This window comes from Micromonospora sp. NPDC050397 (genome assembly GCF_044901685.1).
In the GTDB taxonomy this organism is placed as follows: Bacteria; Actinomycetota; Actinomycetes; order Mycobacteriales; family Micromonosporaceae; genus Micromonospora_G.
The window spans coordinates 48,925-64,217 of sequence record NZ_JBJDPS010000013.1; the positions used below are offsets into that span (position 1 = coordinate 48,925).

The 15,293-nt window shown below is 67.0% G+C and carries 11 protein-coding genes; 1 reads left to right on the forward strand and 10 read right to left on the reverse strand.

Annotated features, from left to right (window positions below):
* The first annotated feature begins 70 nt into the window (after positions 1-70).
* Positions 71-1,174 carry a hypothetical protein gene (locus ACI2K4_RS29225; protein WP_404515954.1) on the forward strand — a complete coding sequence of 368 codons (1,104 nt, stop codon included), beginning with the start codon at positions 71-73 and terminating at the stop codon, positions 1,172-1,174.
* A gap of 244 nt (positions 1,175-1,418) precedes the next feature.
* On the opposite strand, the gene ACI2K4_RS29230 is transcribed toward ACI2K4_RS29225, so the two are convergent.
* The 10 genes from ACI2K4_RS29230 to ACI2K4_RS29275 all read right to left on the reverse strand — a co-directional run bounded on the left by ACI2K4_RS29230 (position 1,419) and on the right by ACI2K4_RS29275 (position 15,288).
* Positions 1,419-3,449, reverse strand: a complete 2,031-nt coding sequence (locus tag ACI2K4_RS29230; RefSeq protein ID WP_404515955.1) for an NB-ARC domain-containing protein — start codon at positions 3,447-3,449, stop codon at positions 1,419-1,421.
* 236 nt (positions 3,450-3,685) lie between these two features.
* Entirely contained in the window at positions 3,686-4,198 is a 513-nt protein-coding gene (locus tag ACI2K4_RS29235; protein ID WP_404515957.1) for a hypothetical protein, read from the reverse strand.
* A 981-nt stretch (positions 4,199-5,179) separates the two neighbouring features.
* The gene (locus ACI2K4_RS29240; RefSeq protein ID WP_404515958.1) at positions 5,180-5,671 is read right to left on the reverse strand and encodes a hypothetical protein; all 492 of its coding nucleotides are present in this window, start codon (positions 5,669-5,671) and stop codon (positions 5,180-5,182) included.
* Between the two features lie 612 nt (positions 5,672-6,283).
* Complete coding sequence (locus ACI2K4_RS29245) at positions 6,284-7,315, reverse strand: hypothetical protein (protein WP_404515959.1); 1,032 nt, start codon at positions 7,313-7,315, stop codon at positions 6,284-6,286.
* A gap of 110 nt (positions 7,316-7,425) precedes the next feature.
* Positions 7,426-8,385 (reverse strand): thiopeptide-type bacteriocin biosynthesis protein, encoded by a 960-nt coding sequence (locus ACI2K4_RS29250; RefSeq protein ID WP_404515960.1) that lies wholly within the window; start codon positions 8,383-8,385, stop codon positions 7,426-7,428.
* Entirely contained in the window at positions 8,367-9,518 is a 1,152-nt protein-coding gene (locus ACI2K4_RS29255; protein ID WP_404515961.1) for a lanthionine synthetase C family protein, read from the reverse strand. Before ACI2K4_RS29255 ends, ACI2K4_RS29250 begins: the two co-directional genes overlap by 19 nt.
* On the reverse strand, positions 9,515-12,664 hold the full coding sequence (locus ACI2K4_RS29260; RefSeq protein WP_404515962.1) for a lantibiotic dehydratase: 3,150 nt from the start codon (positions 12,662-12,664) through the stop codon (positions 9,515-9,517). The genes ACI2K4_RS29255 and ACI2K4_RS29260 overlap by 4 nt, the downstream gene beginning before the upstream one ends.
* A gap of 81 nt (positions 12,665-12,745) precedes the next feature.
* On the reverse strand, positions 12,746-12,940 hold the full coding sequence (locus ACI2K4_RS29265; RefSeq protein WP_404515963.1) for an FxLD family lanthipeptide: 195 nt from the start codon (positions 12,938-12,940) through the stop codon (positions 12,746-12,748).
* 66 nt (positions 12,941-13,006) lie between these two features.
* Positions 13,007-14,299 (reverse strand): methyltransferase, FxLD system, encoded by a 1,293-nt coding sequence (gene fxlM / locus ACI2K4_RS29270; protein WP_404515965.1) that lies wholly within the window; start codon positions 14,297-14,299, stop codon positions 13,007-13,009.
* A 65-nt stretch (positions 14,300-14,364) separates the two neighbouring features.
* Positions 14,365-15,288, reverse strand: a complete 924-nt coding sequence (locus ACI2K4_RS29275) for a hypothetical protein (RefSeq protein WP_404515966.1) — start codon at positions 15,286-15,288, stop codon at positions 14,365-14,367.
* Positions 15,289-15,293 lie beyond the last annotated feature (5 nt).

Genomic DNA, 15,293 nt, shown 5'->3' on the forward strand with positions numbered 1-15,293 from the left:
AACGCGGGCTGGCTGCCGGTCGGTGTTGGCCGTCGCGCACACGATCGCCAGCTGCCACCGTCTGTTGGACGTGGTCGGCTACCTCGAGGACGATCCGCGGATCCAAGTGGTCTTCACCGTCGCTCCGGACGTGTTCAACGGTGAGGTTCCCGCCTACCTCTCGGGTCTGGGCGCACTGACGTTGCCGTGGGACCAGGCGATCAGGGAGCGGTTCGACCTGGCGATCGCCGCCTCGTATGGGGGTCTGCGGGAGTTGCACGCGCCGCTGGTGGTGATGGCCCATGGTGCGGGACACGGCAAGCGGGTGTGCCCAGGCCCGCAGGGTGGACGAGTTCTCGCGGATCCGCCGGTGTACGGGCTGGACGCGCAGCGGCTCGTGGACGGGGGTCGTGTGCTTCCTGCGGCTCTCGTGCTGTCGCACGACAGTGAATTGAAGGTGCTGAGGCGGCAGTGTCCGGAGGCGTTGGAGACGGCCGTGGTGGTGGGTGATCCCTGCTTCGACCGGCTCGCCGCGAGTCTGGGCTGGCGGGATCGGTACCGGCAGGCTCTCGGCGTTGATGATGGCCGGGAGCTGGTGGTGGTGAGTTCGACGTGGGGGCGTAACGGTTTGTTCGGGCACGCGCCAGATCTGCTGCCGACCGTGATGACGCAGTTGCCGCAGGACCGGTTCCGGGTGGCAGCGCTTCTGCACCCGGCGGTCTGGGCCGCACACGGCCGACGGCAGGTACGGGCGTGGCTAACGGACTGCCTCGCCGCCGGGTTGTTGTTGCCGGACCCGACGCAGGACTGGCGTGCCGTGGTTGTCGCGGCCGACTACGTGATCGGGGATCACGGATCGGTGACCGCCTACTCTGCGGCGATCGGGCGCCGGGTGCTTCTGCTGCCCGGCTTGGGGGTGTCGGTGGCGAGCGGGTCGCCACAGCATCTCGTCTCGGTCACCGCGCCGAAGCTGGACCTGGAGCAGCCGTTGACGTCGCAGTTGGAGGGTGCGAAGGCAGTGAATTCAGACGCTGTCCGATGGGCGCTGACCGCACGGCCGGGTAACGCTGCGGTGTTGTTGCGCCGGACGATGTACGAGCTCCTGCGCCTTGGTGAGCCTGGACGCCACCGGCAGGTCGATCCTGTGCCGGTGGCGCATCTGCTGTCCGGGGAGCCGAGGGATGCGACGCGTTGACAAGCCGGCGGCGCCGGCCCTGAGGGATTGGCACATTTTCGGGCAGGTGCGGTTGGCTGATGTATTGGTGGTGGTCACCTCAGGCGGATCACCCACCGTAGCACCGGTGTGGTTCTTGCGGGCGTTGCCGGGTCTGGCGTTGGCTGTCGTGTGGGATCGGGCGGGTCGGATTGTGGTCGCGGCCCGGCGCAGCGACCACCACATGACGTGCGAGTGGGAGGTTGTCGGCCAACCGACGGTGCTGTCACTGATTCGCCTCGCATGCGTCCTGCACTGCCGGTGGGTCCAAGACGTCTCGCGCGACGGATGGTCGGGAGTCGACGACTGGCTCGGCGTCGGGGTCGAGGTTCTGGAGCCGTCGGGTCACGTCGCGCAAACGAGGCGAGCCGAGGATGTCGAGGATGTCGACGGCCTGCTCGTAGTAGCGACGTGCGAGATGCGCGTGCCCGCGGATGTGGGCGACGCCGCCGAGGAGTGTAAGCGCCTCGGCACGTTCGTGGTCGGAGCCGAGTTCGGTCATCCGATGAACGGCTTCCGTGGCCTCCCGTTCGGCGACGTCGGTATCGCCCGCGCTCAGGTGCGCCTCGGCGAGCGCGATGAGGACGCGGGCAGCGTTGTAGGGGTCGATGTCATCGAGCTCGGCGAAGATCCTCTTGGCTTCGAGGAGCAAGGGTAAGGCGTCGACGGCCCGGGCGGACCGGGTCCACAGTGTCGCTAGATTGATGCAGGTCAGGCCGATGCTGCGGCTGTCTCCGAGGTCCCTGTTCTCAGGCAGGATCCGGGTAAGTAGCAGCTCGGCCTTCTCCTGCTCATCGAGTCCGAGGTATAGGGTAGCGAGACCCTCCTCGGCATCGAGCCGTCCGCGGGCGTCGCCCGCCTTTTCGTAACGGCCGATTGCTTGCAGGGCGTGTCGTACGGCGGCGTCGGTGTCCCCGACCCGCTCGCAGGCCCGGCTCAAACGCTTGAGCATGTTGGCCTCTGCCCAGTCATTGCCCCACGACCGGGCGGCGGCCACTCCCCTCTCATCGATTTCGAGTCGGTCCCGGTAGTTCTTGCGGTAGAGCAGGAGTGGCCACATCACGTCGGACAGCTGCCACGCGAGCTCCGGATGCCCATTGTTCAGGGCGGCTTTACCGGCGTGTAGAAGGTTGAGGCGTTCCTGGGTCAGCCAGTCGAGTGCCCGGACGCGGTCGGCAAGCTCGGGGAACGCCTGAGGCGGATGGTGGAACGCGTACGGCAGACGACGCCGGTATGGAGTTATCGCAAGGTCCGCTTGCGTCGCGGCGGCGAGATAGAACTCGAGCATCCTGTGCAGGACGTTGCGGCGTGCCTGCTCCGAGTCGTGGAGCAGGGACATTTCGCGCGCGTGTAGCCGCAACAGATCGTGGAAGCGGAACCGGTTTTCCGCTACCTCGTCGAGCAGGCTTGCGGTCAGCAGTTCATCGAGAGGGTCATGCGACGACGCTGCGAGGTCCGCCGACCGGGTAGCGGCCGCGGCGATCAGGTGCTGGCTGAACTCGGGACCCGGGTGCCAGGCCAGCGCACGATACAGCGCAGCCGTTTCAGGGCGTAGGCCCCGGTAGGAGACGTCGAGCGTTGCTCGAACCGACGGTCCATCCACGGTCGCGAGGTGAGTGAGCCGATTGGTCTCGTCAGCCAACACGGCCACCATCGCGCGGAGCGAGAGCCGTGGTCGAGCGGCCAGCCGACTCGCCGCGACGTTCAGGGCGATGGGAAGTCCGCCGCAGATCGCCGCCAACTCGGCGGCCGGCTCCTGCTCTCGGTCGACGCGTTCCCGTCCGACCGTCAGCGCGAGAAGCTGCATTGACTCCTCGGGTGATAGCGGGCCGATCTCCAGCATTTCAGCGCCGTCGGGGAGCAGGCCGACAAGCCGACGGCGGCTCGTCACCAGCACCGCTGACGGGGAAGCTGGCAGCAACGGTCTGACTTGCCCGGCGGAGTATGCGTCGTCCAGCACCACCAACAGCGCACGGCCGGCGGTGATGGTCCGATATAGAGAGGTTTGTTCTGCCAGGCTCAACGGGATGCGTTCCGGGGCCACCCCCAACGCTCGCAGGAAACTGGCAAGGGTCTCCCCCGGGTCAACGGGACCCGCGTCACTGAACCCGCCAAGATCGGCATAGAGTTGCCCGTCGGTGAACCCGTCACGCGCAGCGTGCGACCACCATCGGGCAAGCGCTGACTTCCCGACACCACCCGGCCCGCACAGCAGGGCCAGTGCGGGCGTCGCTCGCCGCAGGAGGCGGTCGAGCACAGCGACCTCCTCCACTCTGTTGATGAAGTGCGCCGGAGAGGGTGGCAACTGCCGAGGGACAAGCTGAGGCGCCGACCCGTGGCTATGGAGATGCACTCCCCCATGGATCGCCCCAGACTGCACCACGCTTCCGGCGACTACACCTTTGAACTCGTTGCTGGCATCGGCTCCGCGGTCAGACGGGTTGCTTGACGACTGCACTTCCACCGACGCCTCCCAGCTCGACAGGCCCTGCCTCAGAGGTGGATGTCGCCGTGGACGTCCCGCGCTTGTACCACCTTGTTCGCGGTGCCATCGAACTGGTTGGATACGTGACCTGGCGCGGCCACTGACGCCTCGACAAGGCGCCACTGCGCTCGGACTGTCGCCGCGAACGCCGGATCCTCGGACATCACGCGAGACAGTACGGCGGCAAGTTCCGCCTGTCGGGCTTGATTGTCTGGATCGGCAGCCGCTGCCGCCAGGACCTCCACGTCGGCGGTGTTCTCGGCGAAGCGTGAGCGAACCAGCCGGCGCATAGCTGCGAGAGCGCTCCGACCAGCGTCGACAAGCAGCTCAGCTCCCTTGGCGGTCAGCGCGGTCGCGACAGCAAGGACAAGTTCATCCGGCACAGGAACCCCATTCACCAGTGGCATCTGCCGGGCAGCAAAAACGCAGGTCACAGGATTTTCCAGGCAAGCAAGCATTCTACCGTCACTCGACGGCTTCTGAACCGTTGAGATCGTGAGATCACGGCGGCGGGAGATCACAACCGATAACCGTTGTCGCCATACCTCAGAGGCAGGCCGGGCGGTGCGCGGTCCCGGCCTTCGCATCCGACGAAGGATCGACCGTCCACTAACGCCTGAACTGCGGATTTGGCCCCGGAAAGGGCGTGAAGTAAGATTCACGCCCATATTCATCTACATGATTCATGTCCTCGCCGGACATGCACGCGATGCCGTAGCCCCCCTCAAGACCACAGAGAGCAGCGTATTGATCAACTGGATGGAATGGGCCGGACACTTAGGACTAGCCGTTCAATTCGCGCTATAAGCCCCTGCAAGGGTCCGAGCGTCTGAATGTGGCCGGGGTGCCGAGGAGTGCTCCTCGGTACCCCCGGCCACCGCCATCCACCACTCATCTGCATGCCCTGATGGACTTCACGCCGGAGCGATGGGCCAGCAGCGGCCGCCCGCCACAACCGCCGGCTCAGACCTGTGCGGTGGTCCGCCCCCGCCGCAGCACGCGCATCCGAGCCGGACCGATCGCGGCCCCCGAACCGCCGCCTCTCGATAGGCGCCATCATCGCCGAATCCTTGGTCACCTGCCACACCTCGTTTACCCGAGCTATCAAGGGTCCGCTGACGCGCCGCCTGTCGGGATGCTGTCAAAGACCTGACCGGGGCAATGCCCGTACCGCCGATTTCACGTGCGGTCGACGAGGCGGGCCCCTGATCGCCTGCTCCAAGCGACCTATCAACGAGACGATCCGTCCCAGCCCTTCCGGGCGAGGGGTCTTGAGTGGGTTAGTTCGTTGACGCCGGGCGCGGGATGGCGCCGCAGGGTTGCTCGCTTGGGCCGATCAGCGGCGCGAGCGCCAGGGTGGAGCCCATGATCGGGTCCAGTTCGAGGGCTGAGTTTGAAAACGATCGTGTGGTCCGGGCAAAAGCCAGTGACGGCCACGGTGTGGTCGACCCCAATCGCGCGGGATCCTTCCGACATCTCCACCCCAAGGTTTGGCAGCAACCTTACGGAGTGGACAGAAAACCCGGTGAACGGTTTGATCGGGCCCGCTTCGACGTGCTCGCGTAGCCGGATGCCGAGGGCGCCGCGTGCCGGGAGTGCATCGGCTGTCTCGCCGCCGTAGGCGCGGCGGGGCTGGTCGCGCGGATCGCCCAGGTAGCCCTGATCCTCCGCTCCTGCTCGGCAAAATTGTGCAGGGACAGCAGGGTGTTCGCTGCCGAGTGGCCGGCGCCGACGACCAGGGTTCGCCGGCCAGCGAGACAGTCGCGTTTGGCGCCGAGGACGTCGGGAAGGGCCCGGTCTAGCAGCACGGTCACGTCGGTCTCGCCGTGGGCGGGGGTCCCGGAGGCGCCGAGGACATTGAGTGTGCCCAGGTGCCGGAGGCGTCGATGACCGCGCCCAGAGGTTTCGCCGGTGGTGAGGCGGATCAAGAACAGGTTGGTCTCCCGCCCAATGGTGCGTACCCGGTCCGGGCCGAGGTAGGGAACCGCTGCCACCAAGGTGCTGTAGTGGATGTGTGGCTTCGGCGCGGGGAGGTCGGCCAAAGGGCTGGAGGTAGTCCGCGGCGATTTGCTTGCCGGTCGGGAGGATGTCGAGGTCGGGCTCGGTCCAGCCGGCGTCCTGGAGCAGGCAACCGAGGTGCGGTCCATGTTGTAGCGCCCCGGGGAGAACAGCCGCACGTGCTTAACTGGTGCACGGCCGCGACTGGGGCCTCGCCGGCTTCAAGGGCGGTGAAGCGCACGCCCCGCTCCCGCACGTGAGCCGCGGCGGCCAGGCCCAGCAGTTTCGCGCCGGTCAAGGGGACGGACGAACACCGGTGAGGGTCAACAGTCCTTGTGGCGCCTTGGGTCCACGACAAGCGGGCTTCGCGCTGCTGACCCGTAGTCGCCAGTACGCGCGCGGCGAGACCAGTGTTTGCGGAAGTCGTTGGTCGCGCCGCCGCAGTGATCGTATTACGCCGAGCGGATGTCCGACTATTGGTCCCAGCTCGACAGCTAGCGACCCCGGGAGACCCCTGCCGCGTTGATCTCCGGGTGCGCGCCTGGCACTAGCGATCTTCTCGCCCGAGCACCCCGTGCGCCGCCGCAGAGGCCTGGCTACCACCCGACTCACTCACCCCTGCGGCCTCCGGCCGGTGATTGTAGTGCCAGGTCGAGGACCGCAACCGCGTCGTTGGTCGCGCTGTTCAGTCGAGATAGTGTCGACTCTGGTAGCGTACCGATCCCCAGTCCTGAAGCGGCTTTCAGCTGGCTGAGGCGGCGACGTTGCTGTTCGGTGATGCCGTCAATGGGCTCTCGGAACCCGAGCACGTCACGCGCCGCGTATCCGTCTGCGGCGTTGCCTGCCTCCTCGGCGATGCGACGGAGAAATTCGCTTGCTTGTTCCGGTCGGAGGGGGCCAGCGAGAGTGGCGATGGTAAGACCGAGGCGTGCGCGGTACGAGGCGTAGCCGGCTATCGGGGGTCGTCCGGTAAATCGGGCGATAGCCGTCGCAAGATGGTTTTGCAAGAGCGCGTCGCCGGCCTCGGTGGCGATCATGCGCAGGCAAGCGGCGACGTCTTGTTCCCACGGTTCGGTTGAGGTACTCCTGGCCAGTAGTGCCCGGCCACGCAAGAGGTCGCCTCTCACACAATGGGAAATGATCGCGGCTTGGCGGCCCTCCATAAGATGGACACCGATGCCGTTGTAGATGCGGGCGTGTTCCGCGGCGTCTGCCCAACGGCCGGCAAAAGCGTAAGCGCGTACTCCTTCGCCGACGAGCTGTAGCCAGACCCACTCGCGTAGCTGCCGGCGTTCATGCTGCTCCCCGACAAGGTCTGCGGTTGGAAGGGCTTTTCCCTCGATGGTCATAACGGAACGACCGGTGACCGCGCGGTGCATCGCTTCGAGGACTCGCACGGCGGCGGTTCCCTGATCGGCGCGGATCTGCAGACGGGCAAGGTTGAGGACCGGTTCGAGCATATAGCGCGCTTCGAGGAGCGTCAGTGGACGTCTCAATCGACGGTAGGCGTCGATGTGGTGCCAGCACAGCTGCCGGGCGAGGTACGGCATACCGACGTCGCTGGCGATCAGGGCGGCTTTGTTAAGGACGTGGGCTGCATCGGCCAGCCCCTGCACGGCCTTCCGTTTCGCGGTTTCCACGGCCTCAGTGACATCGCTGATGCGCTGCGGTAACGCAGGGCAGGCGGGCCGTGGGCGGCCAAGGAGCGGGAAGCGCCGGACGGCGGATGCGACTGTGGGATTTTGCATGGTCAGCTCCGGTGCATAATGGCGGCTTTCGCCGCACGGGCGAGGATGCCTTGGGCTGCGGCTGATAGCCCGAGACGGTTCCAGTGGAAGATCACGGTCTGGGCGATGATTGCTCGTAGACCACGGCCGAGTTCGCCGACTGCGGCTGCTCGGCCGAGTTCCTGACCAGCATTTGCGAAGCCCGCCAGCCACGGCGCGGCGAAGGAGACGGGTCCTCCAGGGGCGAAGAGCGGCGTGTCGACCTGCACCGGGATGGTCAGTAGTGGCCGCATACGCGATGCGAGGCTCTCGACTCGCGAGGTTTCGGTATCGGCTGGCGTCGGTCGCATCTGGGCAACCCGATCGAAAACATCGCCGGCCTCGAACCAGTCGAGGCCGGCCTGCTGTTGGAGTGCCCTGATGAGCAGAAGCGAGAGTTCCCGGCGGCCGAGCTGCGGCGCGGATTGGCGGATGTAGGTGAGGACGCCTCGGCTGTCGGCGCAGAACAGGTCGTGGACGGTGTCCATGGCTGTGGTGTCGCCGAAGGCAGCTATTTCGGGCTCATAGGTGCTCGGCCGCCAGCGGCCGATAATACCGGACGTCACGAGGTCATCGAGGATGAGTTCAACGGTCTGGTGTTGGGTGGTGCGTACGCGTAGCCGCCAGTGGGGATGCTTGCGTAAGAACCACCACGCCGCCTGCCCCTCTTCGAGTTTATTGAGGCGTGGGCCGATGTGCTCCGCGAAAGTTGCCTCTGCTGTTGTCCAGTCCAGCACGGCGACGCTGGCCTGGAACCAGGCATGTTCCTGACAGCGGTGTAGGGCGGCGAGACCGGCGGCCCGGTAGGTTTCCATGGCATCAGCGAGGTCGGCAGGGGCGACGCCGAGGTCATCCGCCGACGCCTGGAGCGTTCTCCCTGCGAGGACAGCTTCGACGTGCGAGGCGATCTGCGTCACGGGGAGAGTCAGGAAATCAGCAGGCATGCATCCCACCTCGTGTAAGGCGGTTGTCCTCGGCGGATCGTCTCCCGCGTGAGCGCGGTACCGATGCCGCCGGTTAGGAATCCGCTGTCGCTGTGTTGTTGGCGTACAAGGTGTTCGGCCACCGCGGGGAGCTGCCGTGCGATGAGCGGGGTGACGGCGTCGGCAGCGGCCCGGTATGCGGTCTGGTAGAGCCCGGCGAGCCCGTGGCACAACCCGGTCTCGGTGATGCGATGAACCTGGGGACTGGCCAGGCACGCGGCGAGTGTTTCCTCGGCGGCTGCCTGGCGGATGCGGTCGTCAGTGGCGATGGCCGCGAGTTGTTGAGCGCGAGCGATTCCCACAGCGCCGTAGCACCAGGACGGTCGTCCGGAGGCGTCTGGGGCTGGTTGCCCGGTGCGAAGCTGGTCGCGCGTCAGCCATTGTGGCCACCAGGCGCCGTGCGGTGAGTCCTGACGCCACCGGTCGAACCAGGCGCACAACTCGCCAATGGCGTCGGCCTGGCCGTCAACGTGATGGCCCTGATGTGTGGCGTGAGCGAGCAGTGCGAGCAACCCAGCCGCGCCGTGTGCCATCCCGAGATTGGCGTGGCCGCCTGGGGTGGGCATGATGGGGTCGGGGTCATGGTCAACCCACCATCCGGGGACTCGCTGACCGTTGTGCGGGCGGGATTCGGTCAGCCGGGTCACGTAGCGCAATAGGTCGCCGAACTCGTCACTGCCGGGCAGGTGGTGTAGGAGGAAGACGCCGAGCCCGACGAGGCCGTGAAAGAGGTCGTATTCGGCGAAGGCCGCCGACCGGCCAAGACGGATGCGTTCGTTGGCAGTGGCCAGGCGTTGTCGGGTCAGTCGCCGTACATGCTGGTCGAGCGCCTGGCGGGCGGCCGCGTAGCGTGGGCGGCCGTCGGCGGTGGCGGTGTGGAGCAGGAAGGCGATGGCGGGGGCGCCGTAGTACAGCCCGGTATGAGGGGCCGCGTCGACTGGCCCGGCGGTCACCTGTTTGATCAGCACCTGGGCGGTTGCCCAATCGCTGGCGCCGTTGAAGGCCCGCTCGATCGCGAGCAGCGCTGCCCCGATGTCGCCAGACGCCAGCGATTGTGCCTCGGCTTCGTGCAGGGTCAGGGCTGGAGCGGTCATCGTGACCTCGCCTGGGCGAGGCAGCGCATGGCTGCGGCACGGGCGAGGTGCCCGGTCTTGCGCTCGAACTCCGGGTCGACTCCGACTGCGCGAACGTGGTGTTCGTGCAGCAGCGTACGGAGTACATCCGCCGGGTCACGCTGCGGCCGGAGGCTGTCGTGGTACGCCCGCAGCGCGTCCCGGCGGCTCCTCCAAGCCGCAGCGACCGCTTCGCCACCAGGCAGCATGCGGAGGCCACGAAACGTTCCAGCGGCGTCGGCCAGGTCGCGCGCCTGGTCAGTAAGCGCGCGGCTCGTGGGCTCGGTGTGCTGCTTGAGGCAAACCAGCAACGCCTGGTACCCGAAGACGGCGTCCCATGCAAACCCGGCGGCGAGTTGGGCCATGGATACGGCGGCAATCACCTGTGTGGGGATACCGGTCTCGCGTGCCATGCGCAGCTGCATGACTGCGGCAGCGGTGTCGGTGGCGAAGACCCGTTCGGCCGCCTCCATTGCGGGTCCCTGGCCGTAGCGGCCGGGGTGCTGGTGGTAGGCCGAAAAGAAGAGGTCAGCGGGAAGTCCCTGAGCGTGCAGGTTGGCGGCGAACTTTGCCAGGCGTGCGGCGACTGCGCCGTAGCCGGTGGGATCCTTCAGGTGAAGAACAACGGACAGGTGCTGATCAGCTTCGAGCCGGATCATGTCGCGGTGGCGGCGTACCCACCAACGCCACACCCCGAGATCGGTGAGGCTGTCGACCAGCACCGGTAGGTGATCGGTGAGAATGTCGTCGAAGCGGGCCGGGTTGCCGACCAGTTGCACCTGCACAACCGAGGACTCTCCCGGTCGAAGCGTCTCGCCTGGTGGAGCGGTGACGGGCAGACGACGCATCTCTGGCGTGGTCAGCGTCATGGGTATGAGCAGCTCGACTGGTCGGCCGGACCATCCGTGCCCATCGGCAGGTCCGTCCTCGCGTACCTCGAGCTGGCGGGCGCGACCAAGGCGGTTGCGCAAAACAGCGCGGTCGAGGGGTTGATCGAGGTCGAGGGGTAGACGCAGCTCGCCGTAGCAGGCAATGACGCGGGCCGGCACGCGCCATCGCCGACGCCACGTGTGGAGGGCCTTGTCCCACTTGTCATCCTGGTCGTTCCCGGCTCGGTCGCCCGTCCTTGGCACCGTGGTGTTCGTCTTGTCGGTCGGGACGGTGACGTCGGCGGCGGTGAGGAGCCAGCGGGCCGGGACTAGGACGGTGCGTTGGTAGCGAATGCGCGGGGTGTACCGCAGGGTACGGGCGGCGGCGCCGAGGTCCAAGGGGCCGAACACGGCGCTGCGGGCGTCGGCAACTTCGGCGATGAATCTGGCGAGAGGCGGGGTTTGCACGGTGACGTCGAGGGCGTGCGGGACGTGAGGGACGATGCGTCGCCCTGTGGATGCCTGGACGAGGTAGAACTGGTGGGCGTCGCATGTCACGGCCAAATCCTCAATGCCAATCGCCTTGCCGTCCTGGTGCTCGGACACTGACACCACATCGACTAGCAGCCGGCCGACTCGGACCACGTTTTCGTTGTGCACGCGACGGGGCGGGAACGACATCTGTACTGGCACCACGTCGTTTGATTCCATCGAGAGCCGCCTCGCGTATGTGTTCGCCAAGCGCTCGCGGTCGTCACCGTCGAGCAGGTTGGCGAAGCGCCCTGCCATGCTGGTGTGGGCGCGAGGTGCGCCGGTGATCCGCAGCTCAAAGTCCCCGCCATTGAGGGCATCTGTGGATGGGGCGTGAGCCGCGACGCCCAGCTCCACCCGGGGTGGCGGCACCACCGCAGTGGGATCGCCAACCGTCATGGCCTCGATGTCGACATCCGTCAGCCGAATCTCGTCGGCCTGGTCCAGGTTGGCCCGCTGAACGAGCCCCAAGAGGTAGGCGTCGCGTTCGGTCAGGACCCGCCACGCCGGGCGCGCTCTGGGCGCACCGAGGTAGCCGGCCGGGTATCCGAGGCCAGAGTCGGCGACGAGATCAGAAATCGGCACCACCGCGCCGGGGCCGTACCGCGTGCGGAAGCGGATGTGGTAGTCGAGCCAGGCGGCTGATCCGAACGGCTGGGTGGTCAGCCGCAGCAGCACTCCGGCGGCGCTAATCGCCTCGTCCAGCACTCGTTGCGGAATTTGAACCTGCGCATCAAGCCGCACGTCGACCGCCAGCGGGTACTCATTGCTAGGGAGAGCGCAGGCCATTGACTCGACGATCATGGGTCGGAGTTCCGCCTGCTTGCGCGAATTGGTGACCGAGTTGTGGCGGGTAAGCTGGGCGTGGATCTCGCCAAGCCGCCCGGCGAGTGTTGTCACCTCGGGCAGGTCTGCGTCGACCGCACCGCGCAGCGTCTTGATGACGTGCGCCAGCCCATCCACCGCAGTCATAGGCGGGCGAAGGTTGGTGATGAGGACATGGCCGTCGATCAGGCCATGCAAGAGCGCCTCAATCTTGCGGTGGTTCGCCTGCTGCAGCTGATCCGCGATTCGCGCGACTAGCTGGTCGAAGCGGACCGGTTGAGCGGCGCACGCGAGCGCTACCTGTACGGCGCGGGTATATCTGGCGGAAGTCTCGCGAACCGAGCCGGGTGCGCGCTGGCCAGGCTTCGGCCGAGCGGCGACGATAAACCGGCCGTCGCGGACGAATCCGCCGCTGTTGGCGACAACTGACAAGGTTCGGCGCAGGTCGTGATCCTGTTCCAAGCGGTCGACGAGCCGTGTGAGCCAGTCAGCGTCAGCGCGCGCCACAGCTCGGTGATCGTCGCGGACCGTGGCGCTAGCCGGTCCGATCGTCGCGGTGGTCACTCCGGCGAACAGCCCGAAGGGTGTGACGCGCCGCTGCCAGCGCAGGAGGTAGGACGCGGTCGCCAGGACTGCACGGTGGATGGCCTTCGGCGTGGCGGGTTCGGCGTAGGGGTCAAGGTCGGGGTCGAGGAGTTGATGCACGCGGGCGGCGAGGTCGGGGCTGGCCATGGTGACGGCTTCGCGTAGGTCGGGACGGGTCCATTGGGCGCTTAACCAGGCAAGTGCTTCCGGCGGAGTCGTGCGGGTCAGGTCCAGCGGTGTGGAAGCTCCGGGGTCTGGGTGGGTGCTGGCGCGGACCAGCACGGAGCCGACTGGCTGGTATCGGTGAATTTTGGGCATGCGTCACCTCCTGGCGGCGTTGGGGAGGGGCCGCCGGAGCCCATGCGGGGGGCTCCGGCGGCATGAGGTTGATCGCTTGGGTCAGGCGGGGTCGTACGAGGAGGTGCTGCACGCGCTGGTGCTGCACGTGGAGCCGCAGCCGTCGCTGGTGCTGCACATCATGATCACCAACGGGGTGGTTGCCTCGATCACCCGCATGTCCAGCACGAAGTCGTCATCGCGGACATCCTCGGCCGCGGGGGCGTCGAGGACCGTGGTCGGTGGAGTCATCGACATCACTCTCCTTAGGGTTGAGAAAGGGTTGTTGGTTACCTGGCCCTGCTCGATAGAGCTGCGCGTCACTCAGTCGGGAGTGGGCCAGGAGATCGTGACGACGCCGTGGATCTTGTGCATGGCCGCGACGTCAAGGGGAATCTGGGACTGGTTGCTGCCGGCGGGCCAGTAACGGAACGTCGCCTCGTTGTCCCGACCGATGTAGTCCCAGGCCCGGATCTGTTCGACCATCGCCGACGCAGCCCGCTCGCCGTCGCGGCCGTAGGCGCGGGCGCCGAACTCGACACCGGCGCCGTCGAGAGCGGGCCGGATCGCGAGGTAGGCCAGTCCGGATCCGCGTACGACACCGAAGGGGAACCACGCGCCGCGCTCGGCGGCCAACTCGGTCTCCTCGTCGACGGCGAGGAGGCAGAAGCCGGGCAGGAACCACGCGAACCACAGGTGCAGGTCAGCGAACGACACCCCGTGGTTGATCGTGACGTCGGACCACAAGTCGGTCCGCCGCGTAGCGAGAATGCCGTCGAGCTGGCTGACGTCGTCGGGGACGCCGGAGTCGAACCGCAGCTTCACACTGTTTCCGTTGGCGTCGGGGAGCAGGAACACCCGTTCCAGGTGCTGCCCTGCCCCCTGCATCGGCACGAACCCGGCGACCTCGGTCGAAGTGCTGGTCAAATGGTCCCCGGTGCGGCGGAACCCGATCGTGCGGGTGACCCCGTTCATGATCAGCGGTAGGACGAGCACGCCCTCGGCCGCGAGCTGATCCACCCACGCGGGGGCGATGTCCCACGCGCCGACCGTCACGATGATCGCGTCGAACGGCCCTCCGTCGGGCACCCCGTGCCCGGCGTCCGCCACCAGCACGCGGACCCGCTTGGCGTAGCCGGCATCGTCGAGCAGGGTCGCCGCCCGGTCAATGACCTCGGCGTCGATGTCGACACTGACCACGTGCCCGTCCGGGCCAACGATCTCCGCGATATACGCCGCGTTCAGCCCACCGGAGCCGATCTCCAACACCGTCATACCCGGCCGTAGCTCGGCCTGTTCCAGCATCCGCGCCTGGATGTACGCCGCGGACACCGACGAGATCGGCACCCCGTGAGCGTCACGCTTGGTGACGACTGAATTGTCGACGCCGTAGGCGATTTCCAACGGAGTCTCGGCGGGCATGAACCCTTCGCGGGCCACTGCCCGGATCGCTGCCTCGACGGCAGGACTGGTAATCATCCCGTCCGTGAGCAGTTTGTCCACCAGCACGTTGCGCAGCTCGGCCGCTCGGTCAGCATCCTGCGCATGGTTCGACTCCTCGGTGAGTCGCCCTTGCGGCTTCGCGGGGCGGTCGTGCCCAGGGCTTGCGTCAATCACGTGTGTTCCCTTCGGGGTTTGCATGTCATGGACAACGGGACGGCTGCTGGTCGCGCCACTGGTCCCTACAGCTCGGCGGTCACTGTGACGAGCCGGTGGTCGGACGGCGGTTGGTGGCCGGGGTCAGGCACGTGCACCTGGTAGGTCGCCGGGAGAATGTGATCAGCCATGGCGGTGTTGGCGAGGAGCCAGTCGACGAGCAGTCCACCGCCCGCGTCAACGCCAGCGTTGACGGTAGGCAGAATCGGCTGGGACGGGTCTGCACGCCAGGCCACCTCCGCGACGGCGTGGAAGCCGCATCCGTCCCGGCGCTGGTGGGTGTTCTCGTCCCATTCGCCGATAAGGTGATCGAGCGCGCGAGTGTCTGGCCCCCACGTGCCATCCGAGCCGAGGACGCCTTTGTGAGCGCGTTGCCTGAACGGCGCTGCCACCCAATCCCCCTGTGGAAGGTGGCTGCCGGAGGCGGTCCCGTTGAAATCGCCGCCGCCGATCACGGGCAGCGGCTCTGGGCCACCGTAACGACCGACGCGTTTGGCTTCTTCCAGCCGTACGTCGCCGGAGAGTGGCTCCCAGTGGTGCACGAACGCCAGGAACTCCAAACGTTCCTCGGGCGTGCGGCTGCTGCCGCGAACGGCGAACCGGGCGACGTTACGCTGGTCGTCGTAAACGCCCGGGTCGTCCTGGTTCCACCAACGCCGCAGGACGAGCAGGTTCGGGTTGTAGAAGATCGCCGGCGGGAGCGGCCCGCGTGGCATCGAGCCCAGCTCCACCACGTACGGCACGCCGAGGGCATCCGACAGCGCCTCGGCCGCCGCGTACTTTGCCACTCCTGCGTGATCGCGATAGTTCTTCGCCTCACAAAACAAGATCAACGCTGGTGGTTCGTCCACGTCCGCGAACGCGCACTGCAGGCGGCTGAAGTCGTAGCCGCCGTCCGGGGAACGGCCGCCGTTCTCGTAGTTGAACAGCGCGATCGGAACACGAACCATGATCC

Excerpts from the sequence above, each read along its gene's own strand:
- ACI2K4_RS29250 (WP_404515960.1), bottom strand. The coding sequence starts at position 8,385 with ATGCCTGCTGATTTCCTGACTCTCCCCGTGACGCAGATCGCCTCGCAC.
- ACI2K4_RS29255 (WP_404515961.1), bottom strand. The coding sequence starts at position 9,518 with ATGACCGCTCCAGCCCTGACCCTGCACGAAGCCGAGGCACAATCGCTG.
- ACI2K4_RS29260 (WP_404515962.1), bottom strand. The coding sequence starts at position 12,664 with ATGCCCAAAATTCACCGATACCAGCCAGTCGGCTCCGTGCTGGTCCGC.
- ACI2K4_RS29265 (WP_404515963.1), bottom strand. The coding sequence starts at position 12,940 with ATGTCGATGACTCCACCGACCACGGTCCTCGACGCCCCCGCGGCCGAG.
- ACI2K4_RS29275 (WP_404515966.1), bottom strand. The coding sequence starts at position 15,288 with ATGGTTCGTGTTCCGATCGCGCTGTTCAACTACGAGAACGGCGGCCGT.